This is a genomic window from Acidimangrovimonas pyrenivorans (assembly GCF_042643245.1).
Lineage (GTDB): Bacteria > Pseudomonadota > Alphaproteobacteria > Rhodobacterales > Rhodobacteraceae > Acidimangrovimonas > Acidimangrovimonas pyrenivorans.
Genome location: NZ_JBHRSK010000018.1, coordinates 42,776 through 62,253 on the forward strand (window position 1 = coordinate 42,776; position 19,478 = coordinate 62,253).

General features: G+C 68.6%; 19 protein-coding genes. 14 read left to right on the forward strand and 5 right to left on the reverse strand.

Features of this window, described 5'->3' with window-relative positions; genetic code table 11:
- Nucleotides 1-192 precede the first annotated feature (192 nt).
- From ACFOES_RS19525 to arsC, 3 genes are read left to right on the forward strand one after another with little or no spacing between them, the layout of a single operon-like run.
- Nucleotides 193-531 (forward strand): DUF952 domain-containing protein, encoded by a 339-nt coding sequence (locus ACFOES_RS19525; protein ID WP_377835120.1) that lies wholly within the window; start codon nucleotides 193-195, stop codon nucleotides 529-531.
- Complete coding sequence (locus tag ACFOES_RS19530; protein WP_377835122.1) at nucleotides 528-1,586, forward strand: quinone-dependent dihydroorotate dehydrogenase; 1,059 nt, start codon at nucleotides 528-530, stop codon at nucleotides 1,584-1,586. The genes ACFOES_RS19525 and ACFOES_RS19530 overlap by 4 nt, the downstream gene beginning before the upstream one ends.
- Nucleotides 1,583-1,927 carry an arsenate reductase (glutaredoxin) gene (arsC, locus tag ACFOES_RS19535; RefSeq protein ID WP_377835123.1) on the forward strand — a complete coding sequence of 115 codons (345 nt, stop codon included), beginning with the start codon at nucleotides 1,583-1,585 and terminating at the stop codon, nucleotides 1,925-1,927. Before ACFOES_RS19530 ends, arsC begins: the two co-directional genes overlap by 4 nt.
- A 67-nt stretch (nucleotides 1,928-1,994) precedes the next feature.
- Here the strand turns inward: arsC and ACFOES_RS19540 are convergent, their stop codons facing one another.
- Genes ACFOES_RS19540 through ACFOES_RS19550 form a run of 3 tightly spaced genes read right to left on the reverse strand, consistent with a single transcriptional unit; the run spans nucleotide 1,995 to nucleotide 4,259 of the window.
- Nucleotides 1,995-3,299 carry an MATE family efflux transporter gene (locus tag ACFOES_RS19540; RefSeq protein ID WP_377835125.1) on the reverse strand — a complete coding sequence of 435 codons (1,305 nt, stop codon included), beginning with the start codon at nucleotides 3,297-3,299 and terminating at the stop codon, nucleotides 1,995-1,997.
- Nucleotides 3,292-3,825, reverse strand: coding sequence for a PaaI family thioesterase (locus ACFOES_RS19545; RefSeq protein ID WP_377835127.1), 534 nt, complete (start codon nucleotides 3,823-3,825; stop codon nucleotides 3,292-3,294). The genes ACFOES_RS19540 and ACFOES_RS19545 overlap by 8 nt, the downstream gene beginning before the upstream one ends.
- Nucleotides 3,822-4,259 (reverse strand): PaaI family thioesterase, encoded by a 438-nt coding sequence (locus ACFOES_RS19550; RefSeq protein ID WP_377835129.1) that lies wholly within the window; start codon nucleotides 4,257-4,259, stop codon nucleotides 3,822-3,824. The genes ACFOES_RS19545 and ACFOES_RS19550 overlap by 4 nt, the downstream gene beginning before the upstream one ends.
- A gap of 154 nt (nucleotides 4,260-4,413) precedes the next feature.
- Here ACFOES_RS19550 and ACFOES_RS19555 point away from each other — a divergent pair, with 154 nt between their 5' ends.
- The 9 genes from ACFOES_RS19555 to ACFOES_RS19595 all read left to right on the forward strand — a co-directional run bounded on the left by ACFOES_RS19555 (nucleotide 4,414) and on the right by ACFOES_RS19595 (nucleotide 13,669).
- Nucleotides 4,414-4,785, forward strand: coding sequence for a MerR family transcriptional regulator (locus ACFOES_RS19555; protein WP_377835131.1), 372 nt, complete (start codon nucleotides 4,414-4,416; stop codon nucleotides 4,783-4,785).
- A gap of 472 nt (nucleotides 4,786-5,257) precedes the next feature.
- Nucleotides 5,258-5,656 carry a MerR family transcriptional regulator gene (locus ACFOES_RS19560; protein WP_377835133.1) on the forward strand — a complete coding sequence of 133 codons (399 nt, stop codon included), beginning with the start codon at nucleotides 5,258-5,260 and terminating at the stop codon, nucleotides 5,654-5,656.
- A 16-nt stretch (nucleotides 5,657-5,672) separates the two neighbouring features.
- Nucleotides 5,673-7,448, forward strand: a complete 1,776-nt coding sequence (locus tag ACFOES_RS19565) for an acyl-CoA dehydrogenase C-terminal domain-containing protein (protein ID WP_377835135.1) — start codon at nucleotides 5,673-5,675, stop codon at nucleotides 7,446-7,448.
- Nucleotides 7,449-7,497: 49 nt separating this feature from the next.
- Complete coding sequence (locus ACFOES_RS19570) at nucleotides 7,498-7,710, forward strand: hypothetical protein (protein WP_377835137.1); 213 nt, start codon at nucleotides 7,498-7,500, stop codon at nucleotides 7,708-7,710.
- Nucleotides 7,711-7,733: 23 nt separating this feature from the next.
- Nucleotides 7,734-8,873, forward strand: a complete 1,140-nt coding sequence (locus tag ACFOES_RS19575; protein ID WP_377835138.1) for an acyl-CoA dehydrogenase family protein — start codon at nucleotides 7,734-7,736, stop codon at nucleotides 8,871-8,873.
- Between the two features lie 278 nt (nucleotides 8,874-9,151).
- On the forward strand, nucleotides 9,152-9,778 hold the full coding sequence (locus tag ACFOES_RS19580; RefSeq protein ID WP_377835140.1) for a glutathione S-transferase family protein: 627 nt from the start codon (nucleotides 9,152-9,154) through the stop codon (nucleotides 9,776-9,778).
- An 11-nt stretch (nucleotides 9,779-9,789) separates the two neighbouring features.
- A complete protein-coding gene (locus tag ACFOES_RS19585) occupies nucleotides 9,790-11,001 on the forward strand; it encodes an acetyl-CoA C-acetyltransferase (protein WP_377835141.1) in 1,212 nt (403 codons plus the stop codon).
- Nucleotides 11,001-11,474: a cupin domain-containing protein gene (locus ACFOES_RS19590; RefSeq protein WP_377835142.1), complete on the forward strand. Its 474-nt coding sequence runs from the start codon at nucleotides 11,001-11,003 to the stop codon at nucleotides 11,472-11,474. The genes ACFOES_RS19585 and ACFOES_RS19590 overlap by 1 nt, the downstream gene beginning before the upstream one ends.
- The gene (locus ACFOES_RS19595; protein ID WP_377835144.1) at nucleotides 11,471-13,669 is read left to right on the forward strand and encodes a 3-hydroxyacyl-CoA dehydrogenase NAD-binding domain-containing protein; all 2,199 of its coding nucleotides are present in this window, start codon (nucleotides 11,471-11,473) and stop codon (nucleotides 13,667-13,669) included. Before ACFOES_RS19590 ends, ACFOES_RS19595 begins: the two co-directional genes overlap by 4 nt.
- A 202-nt stretch (nucleotides 13,670-13,871) precedes the next feature.
- Here the strand turns inward: ACFOES_RS19595 and ACFOES_RS19600 are convergent, their stop codons facing one another.
- Nucleotides 13,872-14,525 (reverse strand): sulfotransferase family 2 domain-containing protein, encoded by a 654-nt coding sequence (locus ACFOES_RS19600; RefSeq protein ID WP_377835146.1) that lies wholly within the window; start codon nucleotides 14,523-14,525, stop codon nucleotides 13,872-13,874.
- Between the two features lie 164 nt (nucleotides 14,526-14,689).
- On the opposite strand from ACFOES_RS19600, the gene ACFOES_RS19605 reads away from it, so the two are divergent.
- Nucleotides 14,690-16,315: an AMP-binding protein gene (locus ACFOES_RS19605; RefSeq protein ID WP_377835148.1), complete on the forward strand. Its 1,626-nt coding sequence runs from the start codon at nucleotides 14,690-14,692 to the stop codon at nucleotides 16,313-16,315.
- A gap of 223 nt (nucleotides 16,316-16,538) precedes the next feature.
- Nucleotides 16,539-17,558 (forward strand): hypothetical protein, encoded by a 1,020-nt coding sequence (locus ACFOES_RS19610; protein ID WP_377835150.1) that lies wholly within the window; start codon nucleotides 16,539-16,541, stop codon nucleotides 17,556-17,558.
- A 147-nt stretch (nucleotides 17,559-17,705) separates the two neighbouring features.
- On the opposite strand, the gene ade is transcribed toward ACFOES_RS19610, so the two are convergent.
- On the reverse strand, nucleotides 17,706-19,406 hold the full coding sequence (ade, locus tag ACFOES_RS19615; RefSeq protein WP_377835151.1) for an adenine deaminase: 1,701 nt from the start codon (nucleotides 19,404-19,406) through the stop codon (nucleotides 17,706-17,708).
- Between the last annotated feature and the right edge of the window lie 72 nt (nucleotides 19,407-19,478).

Sequence of the window (19,478 nt, forward strand, 5' to 3'; positions counted from 1 at the left end):
CTGCCGCATTAAATGAACGATGGTTCAATTCTTGCAGGCCGGCCGTCCGCTGGCAAGCCCCACGACACCCGCTATCGCAGCCGTGATCCCCGCAGCCGCCCCCCCCGCCGCGCTCTCGCCGCGCTCTCGCCGGGCCTGCACAACTGCACGCGCCCCATTGACCGCGCGCGCCCGGCACGGCATGACCTTGCCATGCTGATCTTCAAGATATTCCGCCGCCCCGAATGGGACGCCTTCCGCGCCGCCGGCGAGACCCTCGGCGCGCCGGTCGACCTGGAGGACGGCTTCATACATTTCTCGACCGCCCCCCAGGTGGCCGAGACCGCCGCCAAGCATTTTGCCGCCGAAAGCGACCTGGTGCTGGTTGCGGTCGATCCCGACCGGCTCGGCCCCGAACTGAAATGGGAGCCGTCGCGCGGCGGGGCGCTGTTTCCCCATCTCTACCGCGAATTGCGCCTCGACGAGGTGGTCTGGGACAAGTCGCTGCCGCTCGGCGCCACCGGCCACATCTTCCCCGAGGGGGTGATGTGACCCCGCTCGAGCGCCTCGGCCTACCCCTGCTCCACCGCTTCGATCCCGAACGCGCCCACGGCCTGTCACTCTGCGCCCTGCGCAGCGGGCTGCTGCCGCTGCCGGGTCGGGTCACCTCGCCCCGGCTGGCCACCCGGCTGGCGGGGCTCGACCTGCCCAACCCGATCGGGCTCGCCGCCGGCTTCGACAAGAACGCGGTGGCGCTGGCGCCGCTGGCTCGGGCCGGCTTCGGCTTCATCGAGGTCGGCGCCGCCACGCCGCGGCCGCAACCGGGCAATCCGCAACCGCGCCTGTTCCGGCTGACCGAGGACCGCGCCGCGATCAACCGCTTCGGCTTCAACAATGACGGCGCCGAGGCCATCGCCGCCCGGCTGGCCCGGCGCCCGCGCGATGCCGTCATCGGCCTCAACCTCGGCGCCAACAAGGACAGCGCCGACCGCGCCGCCGATTTCGCCACCGTGCTGGCGACCTGCGGCCCGCATCTCGATTTCGCCACCGTCAACGTCTCCTCGCCCAATACCGAGCGGCTGCGCGAGCTGCAGGGCAAGGCGGCGCTCTCGGCGCTGCTGGCGGGGGTGCTGGAGGTGCGCGACGGGCTCGCCCGGCCGATCCCGGTCTTCCTCAAGATCGCCCCGGATCTGGACGACCGCGAGCTGGAAGAGATCGCCGAGGTCGCGCAAGGCTCCGGCATCGACGCCGTCATCGCCACCAATACCACCTTGGCGCGCGAAGGTCTGAAAAGTGCATATGCGGGCGAGAAAGGCGGGCTATCCGGCGCGCCATTGTTCGAAAAATCCACTCGCATCCTGGCCCGGCTATCGCAGCTGACCGACGGCGCCCTGCCTTTGATCGGCGTCGGCGGCGTCGGAACGCCCGAACAGGCCTATGCCAAGATCCGCGCCGGCGCCGCGGCGGTGCAGCTCTACACCGCGATGGTCTATGAAGGCATCGGCCTTGCCGCCCGCATCGCCCGCGGGCTCGACAGTTTGCTCGCCCGCGACGGCTTCGCCAGCGTCGCCGAGGCGGTCGGCACCGGACGGAAGGACTGGCTGTGAGCGTCATCATCTGGCACAACCCGCGCTGCTCGAAATCGCGCCAGACCCTAGCGCTGCTGCAGGAGCGCGGCCTCGCCCCGCAGGTCCGGCGCTACCTCGACGATCCGCCCAGCGAGGCCGAACTGCGCGACGCGCTCGCCCGCCTCGGCCAGCCGGCCCTCGCCCTGACCCGGACCAAGGAGGCCCGGTTCAGGGAACTCGGCCTCAGCCGCGACATCGACGAGGACACCCTGATCGCCGCCCTCGCCGCCAACCCGGTGCTGATCGAGCGCCCGCTGGTGCTCCACGGCGCCCGCGCCGCCCTCGGCCGCCCGCCCGAAGCCGTGCTCTCGATCCTCTGATCCACACTTTCTGCTGACAAATATCCCGGGGGTCCGGGGGCAGCGCCCCCGGCCTTGCCGCCGGAACCTAGGCCGCCAGCCGCTCGACCGCCTTGTAGCGCAGCGCCAGCGTCAGCCCCCGCACCGCGTTGAGCACCATCAGCGCGGCCCAGAGCCCGTGATTGCTCAAAGGCGGCATCAGCAGCGCGATCGCCGCGGCATAGACTGCCACCGACAGCACCATCGCGTTGCGCATCGCCCTGGTCATGGTGGCGCCGATGAAGATGCCGTCGAGCATGTAGCTGGCGACGCTGACCACCGGGGCGACCGCGATCCAGGGCAGGTAGAGCCGCGCCGCCGCCTGCACCTCGGGCGCCTTGGCCATCAGGTCGATCAGCGCCGGGCCGCCGAACCAGAACGCCAGCCCGAGCGCGAGGCTGGCCCCAAGGCTCCACTGGCTCGACAGGAGCGCGGACCGCCGCAGCCGCGGCACCGAGCGGGCACCGACCGCCTGGCCGACCAGCGACTCGGCCGAGAAGGCGAAGCCGTCGAGTGCGTAGGCAGTGATCTCGAGGAACTGCATCAGCACCTGGTTGGCCGCCAGCGTCACGTCGCCGAACAGCGCCCCGAGGAAGACGAAGGAGGTGAAAGAGCCCTGCAGCAGCACCGAACGCAGCATGATGTCGGTGTTCACCTGCATCATCCGCTTCAGCCGTTCGCGGTTGAAGACCCGGGCCCAGTCGCGCCACTGGTCGCCGCCGAAGGCCGGCCGGCACAGGTAGAGCCCCAGCGCCAGTCCGCTCCACTCCGAGATCAGCGTCGCCGCCGCCACCCCCTGCACACCCCAGCCGAGGCCGAGTACGAACCACAGGTCGAGCCCGACATTGAGCCCGTTCATCCACAGTTGCAGCGCCAGCACGCCGCGGGTCCGCTCGGTCGCGATCAGCCAGCCGGTGACGGCGTAGATCGAGATCGTCGCCGGCGCGCCCCATATCCGGATCGAGAGGTAGGCGCGGGCCAGCCCCTCGACCTCGGCCGAGGCCGGGGCGAGCCTGAAGGCGGCCCAGAACAGCGGTGCCTGCAGCAGGATGAAGGCAAGGCCCGCCGCCGCGCCGATCAGCAGCGCGCGCATCAGGATGGCGCCGGTCTCGGAGGCGTCGCCGGCGCCGTGGGCCTGGGCGACCATGCCCGAGGTGCCCATGCGCAGGAAGCCGAAGACCCAGTAGATCGCCGACAGGATCACCGCGCCGACGCCGACGGCGCCGATCGGGGCGGCAAGGCCCAGCTGGCCGACGACGCCGGTATCGACGGCACCCAGGATCGGCACCGTGGCGTTCGACAGCACGATGGGCAGCGCGATCTTCAGGACCCGCGCGTGGGTGATCTCAGCCATTTCCCCCCGCAGCGGCATCGCCGTTCCGGTCGGGCATCAGGAAATGTCCCGTCGCCTGGGCAAAGAGCCGGGCGCGGTTGTCCTGCCAGGCCTCGACATGGACCGAGGCGTAGCGCCGGCCCGAGCGGTTGACGCGGGCGCGGGCATAGGCGTCGCGCGGCAGGCCCGAACGCAGGTAGTCGACGGTGAAGTCGATGGTCTTGGGCAGCCGCGGCAGGTGGGTCGGGTGCAGCGTCGTCGGGTCGAGCTTGCCGGTCTCCATCTCCTCCCAGAGGATCGACCAGCTCAGTTCGATGATCGCCGTGGTCTCGAGGAAGGCGGCGGTGACGCCGCCATGGATCGCCGGCAGGAAGGGGTTGCCGATCAGGCTGTCGTCGAAGGGCAGGATCGCCGTCACCTCGTCGCCGCGGCGGTCGAACTCGATGCCGAGGAACTGGATGTAGGGCACGCCGCCGGCCAGTGCCTTGAGGGCGGCGTCGCGGCGCTGCTTGATCACCTGGACGGGTTCGGGACGCGACCGGCTCATGCCTTGCCTCCCTTCGGACGTTCGACGGTGAAGGCGCCCGAGGCGGTGGCGACCGGGCGGCTCTCGTCCTCGTCCGTCGCGGTGGCGCGGACGAAGGCGACGGAGCGGGTGATGTGGTAGCACTCGGCCCGGGCGGTGATGCGCTGGCCCGGCGTCGCCGCCCGCATATAGTCGATGCGCAGGTCGATGGTGGCGGTGCCGGCGGGGGCGCCCGGATGGCTCATCACCGCCGCGCCGCTGGCCGTGTCCATCAGCGCCGAGACCGCGCCGCCATGGATGACGCCGGTCGCCGGATCGCCGACGAAGCGGGAATCATAGGCCATCGAGATCGCGGCGACGCCGTCGCCGAGCTCGTCCAGATGCATCCCCAGCGCCTTGGCATGGGGGATCGCCTCGATGAACTGGCGGGCCAATTTCGCCTTGCTGTCGGTCATCCCTCGTCCCCTGTCGCTACCTGCCTTCAGTTATTCGTGCTCGTGCCCGGCCCTGCAAGGCCAAATCCCCGGCCGGGGCGCACGGCCGCGATTGCACCCCCCGGCCGAACCGCTTACCTTGAGCGGACCGCCCGACACCCCGGCCGAGAGAGCGATGAGCGACGACCTGATCAGCTTCAAGGAGATGTGCGCCCAGTTCGAGGTCACCCCGCGGACGCTGCGCTACTACGAGTATATCGAGCTGCTGCAGCCGCAGAAGCAGGGCCGCAGCCGCTTCTACGGCCCGCGCGAGGTGGCGCGGATGACCCTGATCCTGCGCGGCCGCCGCTTCGGCTTCTCGCTCGAGGAGATCCGGCAATGGCTCGAGCTTTACGGGCGGGAGGGGACGCGCTCGCAGATGGAGGCCTGGATCGAGATGGCCGACCGCCAGCTTGGCGAACTGGCCCGCCAGCGCGCGGAACTCGACGCCGCCATCACCGACCTGCGCGCCCTGCGCGACGAGGTCGCCGACTCGCTGGACGGGTAGCGGGGCGGCGCGACGGAGAGACTCGGCGCCTGCCCTTTCCCACTTCCTTTCCTGTCGTCCCCGCCCGTGGGACCGCCGGCACAAAGCGCGTAGGATCGCGCCCGCCCCCGTGGGTGGGCGCGGCACCGTTCGTAGTGTCCTGACGCCAAAGCGCCGAGTGTCGGATTGATTGCCACGGTTGCATCGGATCGCGCCTGCCCTGGGGGTGGGGCGGGCGCGATCCGGGGCCGAAGCCCCGGAGAACAATTCAGCCGCACAACGGTGCGGTCTCCTGACCGGCGCGTCTGCAGCAATGGCTGCGCGGAGAGCTTGCCGGCACAGAAACCAACCCCGCATTCCCCCTCCCGCCGGCTGACACCACGTCATCGGAAAAATGACGTCACGTTACGTTTACGCAAACGTCAACTCACCTTGTAGGATGCTCCGCAAGAATGCATCTCATTGCCATGGCGCCACCAGAACTGACGATGCGATGACTGAAAGAACCATGACCATCCGCGAGATGTGCGACGCCTTCGACGTGACGCCGCGCACCCTGCGGTTCTACGAAGCGAAGGAGCTCATCTTCCCGATCCGCGACGGCCAGAAACGGCTGTTCACCAAGCGCGACCGGGCGCGGCTCAAGCTGATCCTGCGCGGCAAGCGCTTCGGCTTCAGCCTCGAGGAAATCCGCCAGCTGCTCGATCTCTACAACCGCGACGAGGCCCATCTCGAACAGATGAGCCGCACCTACGACGCGGCGCAGCAGCGGCTTGCCCAGATGGAGCAGCAGCGCGACGAGCTGAACGAGGCGATCGCCGATCTGAAGGAACAGATGGCCTGGCTGGGCGACACCATCGCCGACCGCCGCAAGGCCAACGGAACCAAGTAACCTAAGGGAGACCCGAATGCCCGTCTACACGGCCCCCACCAAGGACATGCAATTCGTCCTGCACGAGATGCTCAAGGTCGGCGAGACCGGCATCCCCGGCTATGACGAGCTCGAGCGCGACTTCACCGCCGCCGTGCTCGACGAGGCCGGCAAGCTGGCCGGCGAAGTGCTCGCCCCGCTCAACGCGGTCGGCGACCAGGAGGGCTGCCGGCTGGAGAACGGCGTCGTCTACACGCCGACGGGCTTCAAGGACGCCTTCGAGGCGGTCAAGGAAGGCGGCTGGAACGGGCTCGACCTGCCCGAGGAATTCGGCGGCCAGGGCCTGCCCTACGTCATGGGCACCGCGGTCGGCGAGATGTTCGTCTCGGCCAACATGGCCTTCAACATGTACCAGGGCCTGACCCACGGCGCGATCTCGGCGATCCTCGCCCATGGCTCGGAGGCGCAGAAGGCGAAATACCTGCCCAAGATGGTGTCGATGGACTGGACCGGCACCATGAACCTGACCGAGCCGCATTGCGGCACCGACCTCGGCCTGCTGCGCAGCAAGGCCGAGCCGCAGGATGACGGCAGCTACAAGATCACCGGCCAGAAGATCTTCATCTCGGCCGGCGACCACGACATGAGCGAGAACGTCATCCACCTGGTGCTGGCCAAGGCACCGGGCGGCGGCGAAGGCACCAAGGGCATCAGCCTGTTCATCGTGCCCAAGTTCCTCGTCAACGAGGACGGCTCGCTGGGCGAGCGCAACGGCGTCTCGGTCGGCAAGATCGAAGAGAAGATGGGCATCCACGGCAACGCCACCTGCGTGATGAACTACGACGGTGCCACCGGCTACCTGATCGGCGAGCTGCACAAGGGCATGCGGGCGATGTTCACGATGATGAACGAGGCCCGTCTCGGCGTCGGTCTGCAGGGCTATGCCCAGGCCGAAGCCGCCTACCAGAACGCCGTCGCCTATGCCCGCGACCGGCTGCAGGGCCGCGACGTCACCGGCACCAAGAACCCCGACGGCGCCGCCGATCCGATCATCGTCCACCCCGATGTCCGCCGCATGCTGATGGACCAGAAGGCCTTCGTCGAGGGCGCCCGCGCCTTCACCTTCTGGGGCGCCCACCTGATCGACAAGGCCCACCGCTCGGACGACAAGGATGCCGAGGGCCTGATCTCGCTGCTGACCCCGGTGATCAAGGGCTTCCAGACCGACAAGGGTTTCGAGATGGCGGTGCAGGCCCAGCAGGTCTATGGCGGCCACGGTTACATCGAGGAACAGGGCATGTCGCAATTCGCCCGCGACGCCCGGATCGCGATGATCTACGAGGGCGCCAACGGCATCCAGGCGCTCGACCTCGTCGGCCGCAAGCTGGCCCAGGACGGCGGCAAGCACGTCATGGCCTTCTTCGAGATGGTCAAGGCCGAGTGCAAGGCGCATGACGGCGACGAACGGATGAAGGGCTTCGTGGAACCTCTCAAGGCGGCCTCGAAGCAGCTTCAGGCGGCGGGCATGTTCTTCATGCAGAACGGCATGAAGAACCCCAACGCGGCGCTGTCGGGCTCCTACGACTTCATGCACCTGATGGGCCATGTCTGCCTCGGGCTGATGTGGGCGCGGATGGCCAAGGCGGCCTATGCCGCGCTCGATGCCGGCACCGGTGACGCAGCGTTCTACGAGACCAAGATCGCCACCGGGCGCTACTACATGGCACGGCAGCTGCCGGCCTGCGCGATGCACCTGGCCCGGATCGAATCCGGCGCCGACCCGGTGATGGCGCTGGACGCCGAGGCGTTCTAGGCTGGCCCGGCCCTGGGCGTTTCCGGGGCCAGCCACCAAGGAGGGGACGATGCCCAAACGCTTTCGCCTGACCCGCCGCTTCCCGGTCGCGATGACCGAGGACGGCTATCGCCGCCTCAGGCGGTTCGCGCGCGAGGCCGGGCTCGACGAGGGCGAGGCGCTGTCGTTCCTGTTCGAACATTTCGACAGCGTGACGGACGAGGACAACCTCGCCCACCGCCTGCGGGTCTTCAATTCGGAACTGGACGCCCGCAAGCGTTGAGGCAGGAGACAAGGGAGGAGAGGATGGCTTCCAGCTGGATGACGGACGAGCACGAGATGCTCGCCGAGATGACGCGCAAATTCATCACCGAGGAATGGGCGCCCCATTTCGAACGTTGGCGCAAGCAGGGCGAGATGGATCGCGAGACCTGGACCCAGGCCGGCGAACTGGGCCTGCTCTGCCCCTCGATCCCCGAGGAATATGGCGGCGCCGGCGGCGATTTCGGCCACGAGGCGGTGATCCTGATGGAAGGCTCGCGCGCCAACCTCGCCAGCTGGGGTCAGGGCATCCATTCCGGCATCGTCGCCCATTACATCCTCGCCTACGGCACCGAGGAGCAGAAGCAACGCTGGCTGCCGAAGATGGTTAGCGGCGAACTGGTCGGCGCGCTGGCGATGACCGAACCCTCGGGCGGCTCGGACGTGCAGGCGATCAAGACCCGGGCGATCCGCGACGGCAATGCCTACCGGCTGTCGGGCCAGAAGACCTTCATCACCAACGGCCAGCACGCCAACCTAATCGTCGTCGCCGCCAAGACCGACCCGGGCGAGAAGGCCAAGGGCATCTCGCTGATGGTGGTCGAGACCGACGGCGCGCAGGGCTTCACCCGCGGCCGCAACCTCGACAAGATCGGGCTCAAGGCCGCCGACACCTCCGAGCTGTTCTTCGACAATGTCGAGATCCCGCCCGAGAACCTGCTCGGCGGCGAAGAGGGCCAGGGCTTCTACCAGATGATGAGCCAGCTGGCGCAGGAGCGGCTGATCATCGGCTGCGGCGCGGTCGGCGCGATGGAGGGGGCGGTCGAGCGCACCATCGCCTATGCCAAGGAACGCGAGGCCTTCGGCGGCAACCTGCTGCAGTTCCAGAACACCCGCTTCACCCTGGCCGAGTGCCAGACCAAGACCGTGGTCGCCCGCGCCTTCCTCGACGACTGCATCGCCGAGCACCTGAAGGGCGAGCTGACCGTGCCCAAGGCGGCGATGGCGAAATACTGGCTGACCGACACCCAGGGCGAGGTGCTGGACGCGTGCCTGCAGATGCATGGCGGCTACGGCTTCATGCAGGAATATGCCGTGGCGGAAATGTGGACGGATGCCAGGGTGCAGCGCATCTATGGCGGGACGAACGAAATCATGAAGGAGTTGATCGCGCGGGCGCTGTGACGGGCGCTGCACGGGCCGAGAGCGCGGGACGCCTCCGGCGGGAGTATTTGGGCAAAGAAGAAATGCAGATGCGCCCCGCCCGGCACGAATGCCCTGCCTGTGGGCCGAACGGGGCGACTTCTCCTTTGGCGGTCATCGGCTCTCCAGCCTGTACCGCGCCGCCCAGTCTGCCGCCCGGAGGCTAACGAAGGGTTACCGCCCCTACCCTGCAGCTTCTTCTTTGAACAAATACTCACATCCGCCCGTGGTCGCGGGCACGACATCGGAGGGAGAGACTGATGACAGCCAAACTCTACTGCTTCGGCGAAAGCGGCAATGCCTACAAGGCGGCGCTGACCATGGCCCTGACCGGCTACGACTGGGAACCGGTCTATGTCGATTTCTTCCACGGCGAGAGCCGCAGCCCCGAGTTCCGCGCCCTCAACGAGATGGGCGAGGCGCCGGTCTTCGTCGAGGGTGACCTGACGCTGACCCAGTCCTGCGTGATCCAGCTCCACATCGCCGAGAAGACCGGCAAGCTGATCGACGGCGACCGCAACGAGATCCTGCGCTGGCTGTTCTGGGACGCGCAGAAGGGCTCGGGCCAGCAGGGCGCGCTGCGCTTCCTGATGAACTTCGTGCCCGAGGACAGGCGGCCCGAGCAGGCGATCGGCTGGCTCGGCGCCCGGGTGCTGTCCTCGATCAAGATGCTCGACACCCACCTCGAGGGCCGCGACTGGGTGGCCGGCGACGCCCCGACCATCGCCGACACCGCCTGCTGCGGCTACCTCTACTATCCCGAGCCCTTCGGTTTCGACCGCAAGGCCTGGCCCCATATCGACGCCTGGCTCGACCGCATCGCGGCCCTGCCCGGCTGGAAACACCCCTATGAATTGATGCCCGGCAATCCCTCCGACCGGGCATAAGGAGGACGATGATGACCGAAGCCTATATCTACGACGCCGTGCGCAGCCCCCGCGGCAAGGGGCGCAAGGACGGCAGCCTGCACGAGGTCACCTCGCTGAGCCTCTCGGCCAAGGTGCTCAACGCGGTCAAGGAGCGCAACGGGCTCGATGGCCACGCGGTCGAGGACGTGATCTGGGGCAACGTCACCCAGGTCGGCGAGCAGGGCGGCTGCCTTGCCCGCTCGGCGGTGCTGCTGTCCGATCTCGACGAGAGCATCCCCGGCCTCGCCATCAACCGCTTCTGCGCTTCCGGCATGGAGGCGGTGAACCTGGCCGCCAACCAGGTCAAGGGCGGCGCCGGCCAGGCCTATATCGCCGGCGGGGTCGAGATGATGGGCCGCGTCGCCATGGGCTCGGACGGGGCGGCGATCGCCGTCGATCCCAGCCTGGCGATGAAGACCTATTTCGTGCCGCAGGGGATCTCGGCCGACATCATCGCCACCAAGTACGGCTTTTCCCGCGACGATGCCGACGCGCTGGCGGTGGAAAGCCAGAACCGCGCCGCCAAGGCGTGGCAGGAGAACCGCTTCGCCAAGTCGGTGATCACCGTGCGCGACCAGAACGGGCTGCCGATCCTCGACCGTGACGAATACATGCGCCCGGGCACCGACATGCAGGCGCTGGGTGCGCTCAAGCCGTCCTTCAAGGAGATGGGCGAGGTGATGCCCGGCTTCGACAAGGTGGCGATGATGCGCTACCCGGAGCTGGAGCGGATCGAGCATATCCACCATGCCGGCAACTCCTCGGGCATCGTCGACGGCTCGGCCGCGGTGCTGATCGGCAACAAGGAATTCGGCGAGCAATACGGCCTCAAGCCGCGCGCCCGGATCCGCGCCACCGCGAAGATCGGCACCGATCCGACGATCATGCTGACCGGCCCGGTGCCGGTGACCGAGAAGATCCTCAAGGAAGCGGGCATGTCGATCTCCGACATCGACCTGTTCGAGGTCAACGAGGCCTTCGCCGCGGTGGTGCTGCGCTTCATGCAGGCCTTCGACGTCGATGCCGACAAGGTCAACGTCAACGGCGGCGCCATCGCCATGGGTCACCCGCTGGGCGCGACCGGGGCGATCATCATCGGCACCCTGCTCGACGAGCTCGAGCGCACCGGCAAGGGCACCGGCCTGGCGACGCTGTGCATCGCCTCCGGCATGGGCGCGGCGACCATCATCGAGAGGCTGTGATGGGCGTCATCGACCTGAACGATGTGCCGCTGAAGACCGGCTCGATCTATCCCGAGCCCTATGCCGGGATGATGGCGGGCCGGTCCTCGCTGCGGCTGGGCCAGGCCGGCGGGCTGACCCAGTTCGGCGTCAACATCGTCATCCTCGAACCCGGCGCCCTGTCCAGCCTGCGCCACTGGCACCTGAAGGAGGACGAGTTCGTCATGGTGCTGGAAGGCGAATGCACGCTGGTGCAGGACGCCGGCGAGACGCTGATGCAGCCGGGCGACTGCGCCGCCTTCCCGGCCGGCGATCCCGACGGCCACCAGTTCATCAACCGCTCCGACAGCGAGGCCCGTTTCCTCGTCGTCGGCAGCCGCGCGCCACATGAAATTGCCACCTATTCCGATGTCGACCTGAAGCTGGAAGTGAAGGACGGGAACGCCACCTTCACCCGCAAGGACGGCACCCCCTACACGGGAGAGACCGAATGACCGATTTTACCTATGCCGTGGACGCCGACGGCGTCGCCATCATCACCTGGGACGTGCCCGGCAAGTCGATGAACGTGATGAGCCTGGAAGGCTTTCGCGAGCTCGACACCCATATCGACACCGCTTTGGCCGATGACGCCGTCAAGGGCGTGATCATCACCTCTGCCAAGAAGGATTTCGCCGGCGGCATGGACCTCAACGTCCTGGCCAAGATGAAGGCCGATGCCGGCGACGAGCCCGCCAGGGGCCTGTTCGACGGCGTGATGATGATGCACGGCGTGCTGCGCAAGATCGAGCGCGCCGGCATGGACCCGAAGACGCTCAAGGGCGGCAAGCCGATCGCCGCCGCCCTGCCCGGCACCGCCGTCGGCATCGGGCTCGAGCTGCCGCTGGCCTGCCACCGCATCTTCGCCGCCAACAATCCCAAGGCCCGGATCGGCCTGCCCGAGATCAAGGTCGGCATCTTCCCCGGCGGCGGCGGCACCACCCGCCTGGTCCGCAAGCTGGGCGCGATGGGCGCCTCGCCCTACCTGCTGGAAGGCAAGCTGGTCGAGCCGGCCAAGGCCAAGGCCGCCGGCCTGATCGACGAGGTCGCCGACGATCCGGTCGCCGCCGCGAAGGACTGGGTGCTGAACGCCAAGGACGCCGACCTGGTCAAGCCGTGGGACCAGAAGGGCTACAAGATGCCCGGCGGCGCCCCCTATCACCCGGCTGGCTTCATGACCTTCCTCGGCGCCAATGCCATGGTCAACGGCAAGACCCAGGGCGTCTACCCGGCCGCCAAGGCGCTGCTGAGCGCGGTCTATGAAGGCGCGCTGGTGCCCTTCGACACCGCGCTCAAGATCGAGGCGCGCTGGTTCACCAACATCATGATGAACCCGTCCTCGGCGGCGATGATCCGCTCGCTCTTCCTCAACAAGGAGGCGCTGGAGAAGGGCGCGGTGCGGCCCAGGGACGTGCCCGACCAGAGCGTCAAGAAGGTCGGCATCCTCGGCGCCGGCATGATGGGCGCCGGCATCGCCTATGTCAGCGCCATGGCCGGGATCGAGGTCGTACTGATCGACGCCGCGCAGGACGCGGCCGAGCGCGGCAAGGCCTATTCCGAGGGCCTGCTCGACAAGGCGATCAGCCGCAAGAAATCGACCGAGGAGAAGAAGGCCGAGGTGCTGGGCCGGATCACGCCGACCACCGATTACGCCGCGCTCGAGGGCTGCGACCTGATCGTCGAGGCGGTGTTCGAGGACCCGAAGGTCAAGGCCGAGGTCACGGCCAGGACCGAGGCCGTGGTCGGCGCGGACTGCATCTTCGCCACCAACACCTCGACCCTGCCGATCAGCGAACTGGCCAAGGCCTCCAAGCGCCCCGAACAGTTCATCGGCATCCATTTCTTCTCGCCCGTCGACAAGATGCTGCTGGTCGAGATCATCAAGGGCAAGGAAACCGGCGACCGCGCGGTGGCCAAGGCGCTCGACTATGTCCGCCAGATCCGCAAGACCCCGATCGTGGTCAACGACGCGCGCTTCTTCTACGCCAACCGCTGCATCATTCCCTACATCAACGAGGGCGTCCGCATGGTCGCCGAAGGGGTGGAACCGGCGCTGATCGAGAACGCGGCCAAGCTGGTCGGCATGCCGCTCGGCCCGCTGCAGCTGGTCGACGAGACCTCGATCGACCTCGGCGTCAAGATCGCCAAGGCGACCAAGGCGGCGATGGGCGATGCCTACCCGGACGATGCCGTCGACGAGGTGCTGTTCTGGATGTACGACCAGGGCCGGCTGGGCCGGAAGTCGAAATCCGGCTTCTACGCCTATGACGAGAAGGGCAAGCGCATCGGGCTGTGGGAGGGCCTGGCCGCCCAATACCCGGTCGCCGAGGACCAGCCCGACGTCACCGAGGTCCAGCACCGGCTGCTCTTCGCCCAGGTGCTGGAAGCGGTGCGGGCGCTGGAGGACGGCGTGCTGATGGACATCCGCGAAGGCGATGTCGGCGCCATCCTCGGCTGGGGCTTCGCGCCGTGGTCGGGCGGGCCGCTGAGCTGGCTCGACATGATCGGCGCCGCCAAGGCGGTGGAACTCTGCGACGCGCTGACCGAAGCCTACGGCGCCCGCTTCACCACGCCGAAGCTGCTGCGCGAGATGGCCGAGAAGGGCGAGACCTTCTACACCCGCTTCGCGCCGGAACGGAAAGCGGCCTGACCGGCCATTTCCTTCTGGCGAAAATATCCTCGGGAGGGCCGGGGGGGACAGCCCCCCGGCCTTTTCCATTGGCGATGTCTACAGGCTGTTCCGGTCGGCACCCTCGACGAAGCGGAGGGGCGTGCATCGCTTCGATCCGCCCGGTGCGCGCGGGGCACGAGCAGGCCGCTCGGTTCTGCGCTTGTGCCGCACGCCCCCGCCCCTACCCGTCGAAGGAATACCCGAACCGCGCCACGTCCTCGGCGCAGATCTCGCCCACCAGCTCCGCCGCGTCGTCGCTGTAATAGCCGCGCCAGTCCCGCGCCCGCTCCGAGGCGTTGATCCGCCCCGGCAGGGCGACGCGGAAACCCAGATGCGCCTCGAGCGGCCCGATATCCTCGGCCAGATGCTCGAGCCGCAGGAACAGATCGCAGTGCTCCCGCCGGTCCGGCCCGTGCATGTAGGCGCCGTAGGGCCAGGCCGAGAAACTCTCGCGGGTCTGGGGATGGGCGAGGAAATCGGCAAATTCCAGCCGCCGGGCCAGCGCCACCGCCGGATGGGCGAAGCTCTGGGCCCGCAGCCAGTGGTAATAGCTCACCATCCGGTCCCAGGGATTGCGCACCAGGGTGAAGGTGAAGAACGTCTCGATCTCCTCGGGCGTCACCAGCCCGACCACGTCGGCCAGCGTCGAATGCTTCCACAGCCGCCCGGCGGTCTTGACCCCCTTCAGCCGCCGTCGCCGCGCCCGCGCCTTGGGCGTGTCGCCGATCAGGATATCGTCCTTCATCGCCCGCGCCTCCAGCGCCAGGCTCAGCGCCGTGCCGCCGGTCTTGGGGATGTGAACGAAGATGTAGCGGCGCCCGCGCGAGAGGATCATGGCGCCACTCTGGCGTCTCGCGCGCCCGGGGTAAAGCGGGGCGGCAAGACTTGTGGCCATCGTGCAAGACCCGGTGTTTCTACGCTCTTTCCTTACCGTCCCCGGCCGGTCAATAATCCGGCCCGAATGGGAGACTATGCGCGACGGCGCGGGAGGAGAAGCAGATGGGCTGGCTACCGGACGAAACTGGACTCGATCGCTGCGCGGCGAACCATGTCGCCTTGACCCCGCTGTCGCATCTGCGCCGCGCCGCCGATATCTTCGCCGAGCGCACCGCCGTCGTCTACGGCCAGACAAGGCGCAGCTATCTCGACTATTACGGCCGCGTCAGCCGCCTCGCCTCGGGTCTGGCGGCGCACGGGATCAAGCCCGGCGACGTGGTGGCGACGCTGTTGCCCAACGTCCCGGCCCAGGCCGAGGCGCATTTCGGCGTGCCGGCCTGCGGCGCGATCCTGAACACGATCAACACCCGCCTCGATACCGACACCGTCGCCTATATCTTCGAACATGGCAGCGCCAGGGTCGTGCTCTGCGACAGCGCCTGCATCGGCCTCGCGGAAGACGCGATCAAGGCGATGCAGGGCCCGGCGCCGCAGATCGTCGAGATCGCGGACGAAGAGGCCGGGATCGAAGCCTCCGGCCACTACCTCACCTACGAGGCCCTGTTGGAACAGGGCGACCCGGCGGCCGACTGGGTGATGCCCGAGGACGAATGGGAGAGCATCGCGCTCAACTACACCTCGGGCACCACCGGCCGGCCCAAGGGCGTCGTCTACCACCATCGCGGCGCCTATCTCGCCACCATGGGCAACGCGATCTCGTGGCGGATGGTGCTGTATCCGGTCTACCTGACCATCGTGCCGCTGTTCCACTGCAACGGCTGGTGCCACACCTGGATGGTGCCGATGATGGGCGGCACGCTGGTCTGCTGCCGCGACATCACCGCTAGGAACATCTACGACGCCATCGCCGACGAGGGCGTGACCCATTTCGGCGGCGCCCCGATCGTGCTCAACAGCCTGATCAACGCGCCCGAATCCGACCGCCGCAGCTTCGACCACATCGTCGAGGTCTTCACCGCCGGCGCCCCGCCGCCCGCCGCCACGCTGGCCGCGATCGAGCCCCTGGGCTTCAACGTCACCCAGGTCTACGGGTTGACCGAGGTCTACGGCCCGGCCACCGAATGCACCTGGAAGCCCGAGTGGGACGACATCCAGGGCGACGAGCGCGCCGCGCTCAAGGCCCGGACCGGGGTGCTGATGCCGATGATGGAAGAGGCCGTCGTGCATGACAGCCATGGCGAGCCGGTCGCCCGCGACGGCGCCCATCTGGGCGAGATCGCGATGCGCGGCAACGCGGTGATGAAGGGCTATTACAAGAACCCGGAAGCCACGCGCGCGGCCTTCAAGGGCGGCTATTTCCGCTCGGGCGACATCGCCTTCCAGCATCCCGACGGCTACATCAAGATCACCGACCGAGCCAAGGACATCATCATCTCCGGCGGCGAGAACGTCTCCTCGGTCGAGGTCGAGGACGTGCTGGCCCGCCACCCGGCGGTCAGCCTCTGCGCCGTGGTCGCCAAGCCGGACGAGAAATGGGGCGAGGTGCCCTGCGCCTTCGTCGAACTCAAGCCCGAGGCCGAGGCGACCGAGGAGGAACTGATCGCCTTCGCCCGCGCCCGCCTCGCCGGCTTCAAGACGCCGAAGAAGATCGTCTTCTCGGATCTGCCCAAGACCTCGACCGGCAAGATCCAGAAGTTCGAGCTGCGCGCGGTCGCCAAGCTGCTGTGACGCAAGCCGGGGGGCCAGCCCCCCGGCCCCCCGGGATATTTTCGCTGAGAGGAAGAGGGGAACGCGCCCGTCCCTTCCTCTCAGTCCCAATATCCCGGGGTTTGGGGCAGAGCCCCGATCCTGCACCGCCGACGCACCCGCCACGGTCGCTTTCAATTGTAGCGGCCCGTCCCCTGCGCTAGATTCGGCGCGTCAGAACAAGAGCAGGACCCGTGCCGCGCAAATGACGGCGCTCAAGCAATATCAACGCCTGGAAAGCTCCGGCCTGTGGCGCGAAACGCCCGCAGCCCAGCGGCGCGACGTCATCGTCTCCTTCGGCGATGCCTCCCTGGTGCTGTCCGACAGCCGCAGCGACACACCGCTGACCCATTGGTCGCTGCCCGCCGTGATCCGGCTCAATCCCGGCGAGACGCCGGCGCTCTACGCCCCCGGCGAGGCGGCGAGCGAGACGCTGGAGCTGGACGACGCGACCATGATCGAGGCGATCGAGACGGTGCATCGCGCCGTCGAGGGCCGGCGGCCGCGGCCCGGCCGGCTGCGCTACGGGCTGCTCGGCGCCGGGCTGGCGGCGGTGATCGCGGTCGGCGCCTGGATGCCCGGCGCCCTGATCCGCCATACCGCCCAGGTGGTGCCGTTTTCGAAGCGGCAGGAGATCGGCCGCATGGTGCTGGCCGATATGGGCCGGGTCACCGGCACGCCCTGCGCCGACCCGCAGGGCCAGATGGCCCTGGGCCGGCTGACGGCGCGGCTGTTCGGCCGGGCCCGGGTGCGGATCGCCGTGCTGCGCGACGCGCCGGTCGCGACGGCCCATCTGCCGGGCGGGCTGCTGCTGCTGCGTCACGACCTGGTCGAGAATTACGACGGCCCCGAGATCGCCGCCGGCTACCTGCTGGCCGAGCGGGCGCGGGCCGAGGCCGCCGACCCGCTGGTCGCACTGCTGAAATGGGCCGGGCTGCGGGCGACCTTCCGGCTGCTGACCACCGGCAGTTTCCCGGCCAAGGCGCTGCATGGCTACGGCGCGGTGCTGCTGGCGCGGGCCGAGCATCCCGCGCCGCTGCCCGAGGCATCGCTGCTGGCCCGCTTCCGTGCCGCCGGGGTCGACAGCGCCGCCTATGCCCGCGCCCTGGGTCCCGATCCGGCCGCCGCCGGGCTGATCGCGAACGACCCCTTCGCCGGCAAGACGCCGCCGCCGCTGATCCCCGACGACAGCTGGGTCAGCCTGCAGGGCATCTGCACGGACTGACGCCTTTTCACCGCCCTCTGCCGCGCCGGGACAGCCATGCCCGCCCCCGCCCCGATACCGGGTCCACCCTGCATTTCACCTGAATGAAAATATCCCGGGGTCCGGGGCAGCGCCCCGGTCCTGCCCCGTTTCACGCAAACGTCCGGCTCAGCTCATCACCTCGAAGCGGTCGACATCGACCATGCCGTGATCGGTGATCTTGAGATGCGGGATCACCGGCAGGGCGAGGAAGGCAAGCTGCAGGAAGGGCTCTTCCAGCACCACCCCGAGGCTGGCCGCCGCCGCCCGCAGCTCGACCAGCGCGTCGCGCACCACCTCGAAGGGTTCGAGGCTCATCAGCCCGGCGACCGGCAGCGCCACCTCGGCCAGCACCTCGCCGTCGCGCACGACGACGAAGCCGCCCTCGATCTCGCCCAGCCGGTTGGCGGCCAGCGCCATATCGGCGTAATCGGCGCCGACGACGGCGATGTTGTGGTGGTCGTGGCAGACGGTCGAGGCGATCGCCCCGGCCTTGAGCCCGAAGCCGCGGACGAAGCCGGTCGCCATGTTGCCGTTCTTGCCGTGACGCTCGATCACCGCGATCTTGACCAGGTCGCGGTCGAGGTCGGGGCGCTTGTCGCCATCGACCGGCGCGATCTCCTCGGTCAGGTGTTCGGTGATGATCTTGCCCGGCAGGATGCCGATCACGGGCGTCTCGGCCCGGTTGCCGGCGGTGCGGAAATCGCTGGCCGAAACCCTGCGCGCCTTGACCGAGTGGCGCGCCACCGGCGCGATCAGCTCGCGCGCGGCGAAGGCGGCGTCGTCCACCACCACGCCGCCGCAGATCACCGTTTCGGCATGGCAGCCCTCGAGCGTGTCGATCACCGCGATGTCGGCCCGCTTGCCCGGCGCGATCAACCCGCGATCCTTGAGCCCGAAGGCCTCGGCCGCCGACAGCGAGGCGGCGCGGTAGACCGCCAGCGCCGGCGCCCCCAGCTCGATCGCGGTGCGGATCATGTAGTCGAGATGGCCGTGCTCGGCGATGTCGAGCGGGTTGCGGTCGTCGGTGCAGAGGCAGAGATAGGGCGAATGCCGCTCGGTGAGCAGCGGCGCCAGCGCGTGCAGGTCCTTCGAGACCGAGCCCTCGCGGATCAGGACCCGCATCCCCTTGCGCAGCTTCTCCAACGCCTCCCCGGCCGTCGTCGCCTCGTGCTCGGTGCGGATACCGGCGGCGATATAGGCGTTCAGGTCGCGGCCGGTCAGCAGCGGGCAATGGCCGTCGACATGGCGGCCGCGGAAGGCCTCGAGCTTGGCCATGACGCCGGGATCGCGGTGGATGACGCCGGGGAAGTTCATGAACTCCGCCAGCCCGATCACCCGCGGATGATCCATCAGCGGCGCCAGGTCCTCGGCCTCGAGCCGGGCGCCGGCGGTCTCCATATGGGTCGAGGGCACGCAGGAGGAGAGCTGGACCCGGATGTCCATCACCGTCCGGGCCGAGGCGTCGAGGAAGTAGCGGATGCCGGTCAGGCCGGCGACATTGGCGATCTCGTGCGGGTCGCAGATCGCGGTGGTGATGCCGCGCGGACCGACGCAGCGGTCGAACTCGAACGGCGTGACGGCCGAGCTTTCGATATGCAGGTGGGTGTCGATGAAGCCGGGGACGAGGACCCTGCCGCTGCAGTCGATCTCCCGCCGGCCCTCGTAGCCCGGCTCGAAGACGCCGACGATGGTGTCGCCGCAGATCGCCACGTCGCTCTCGACCAGCTCGCCGGTGACCAGGTCGAAGACCCGCCCGCCCTTCAGCACCAGGTCGGCCGGCGCCTCGCCGCGCCCCTGCTCGATGATCGTCGCCAGTTCCGCCCGCATGTCCGCCTCCATTCGCTGTCGCGCCCACATGACCGCAGAGCCGGGCCAAGGTCCAGCCCCGGCGCCGAGAAT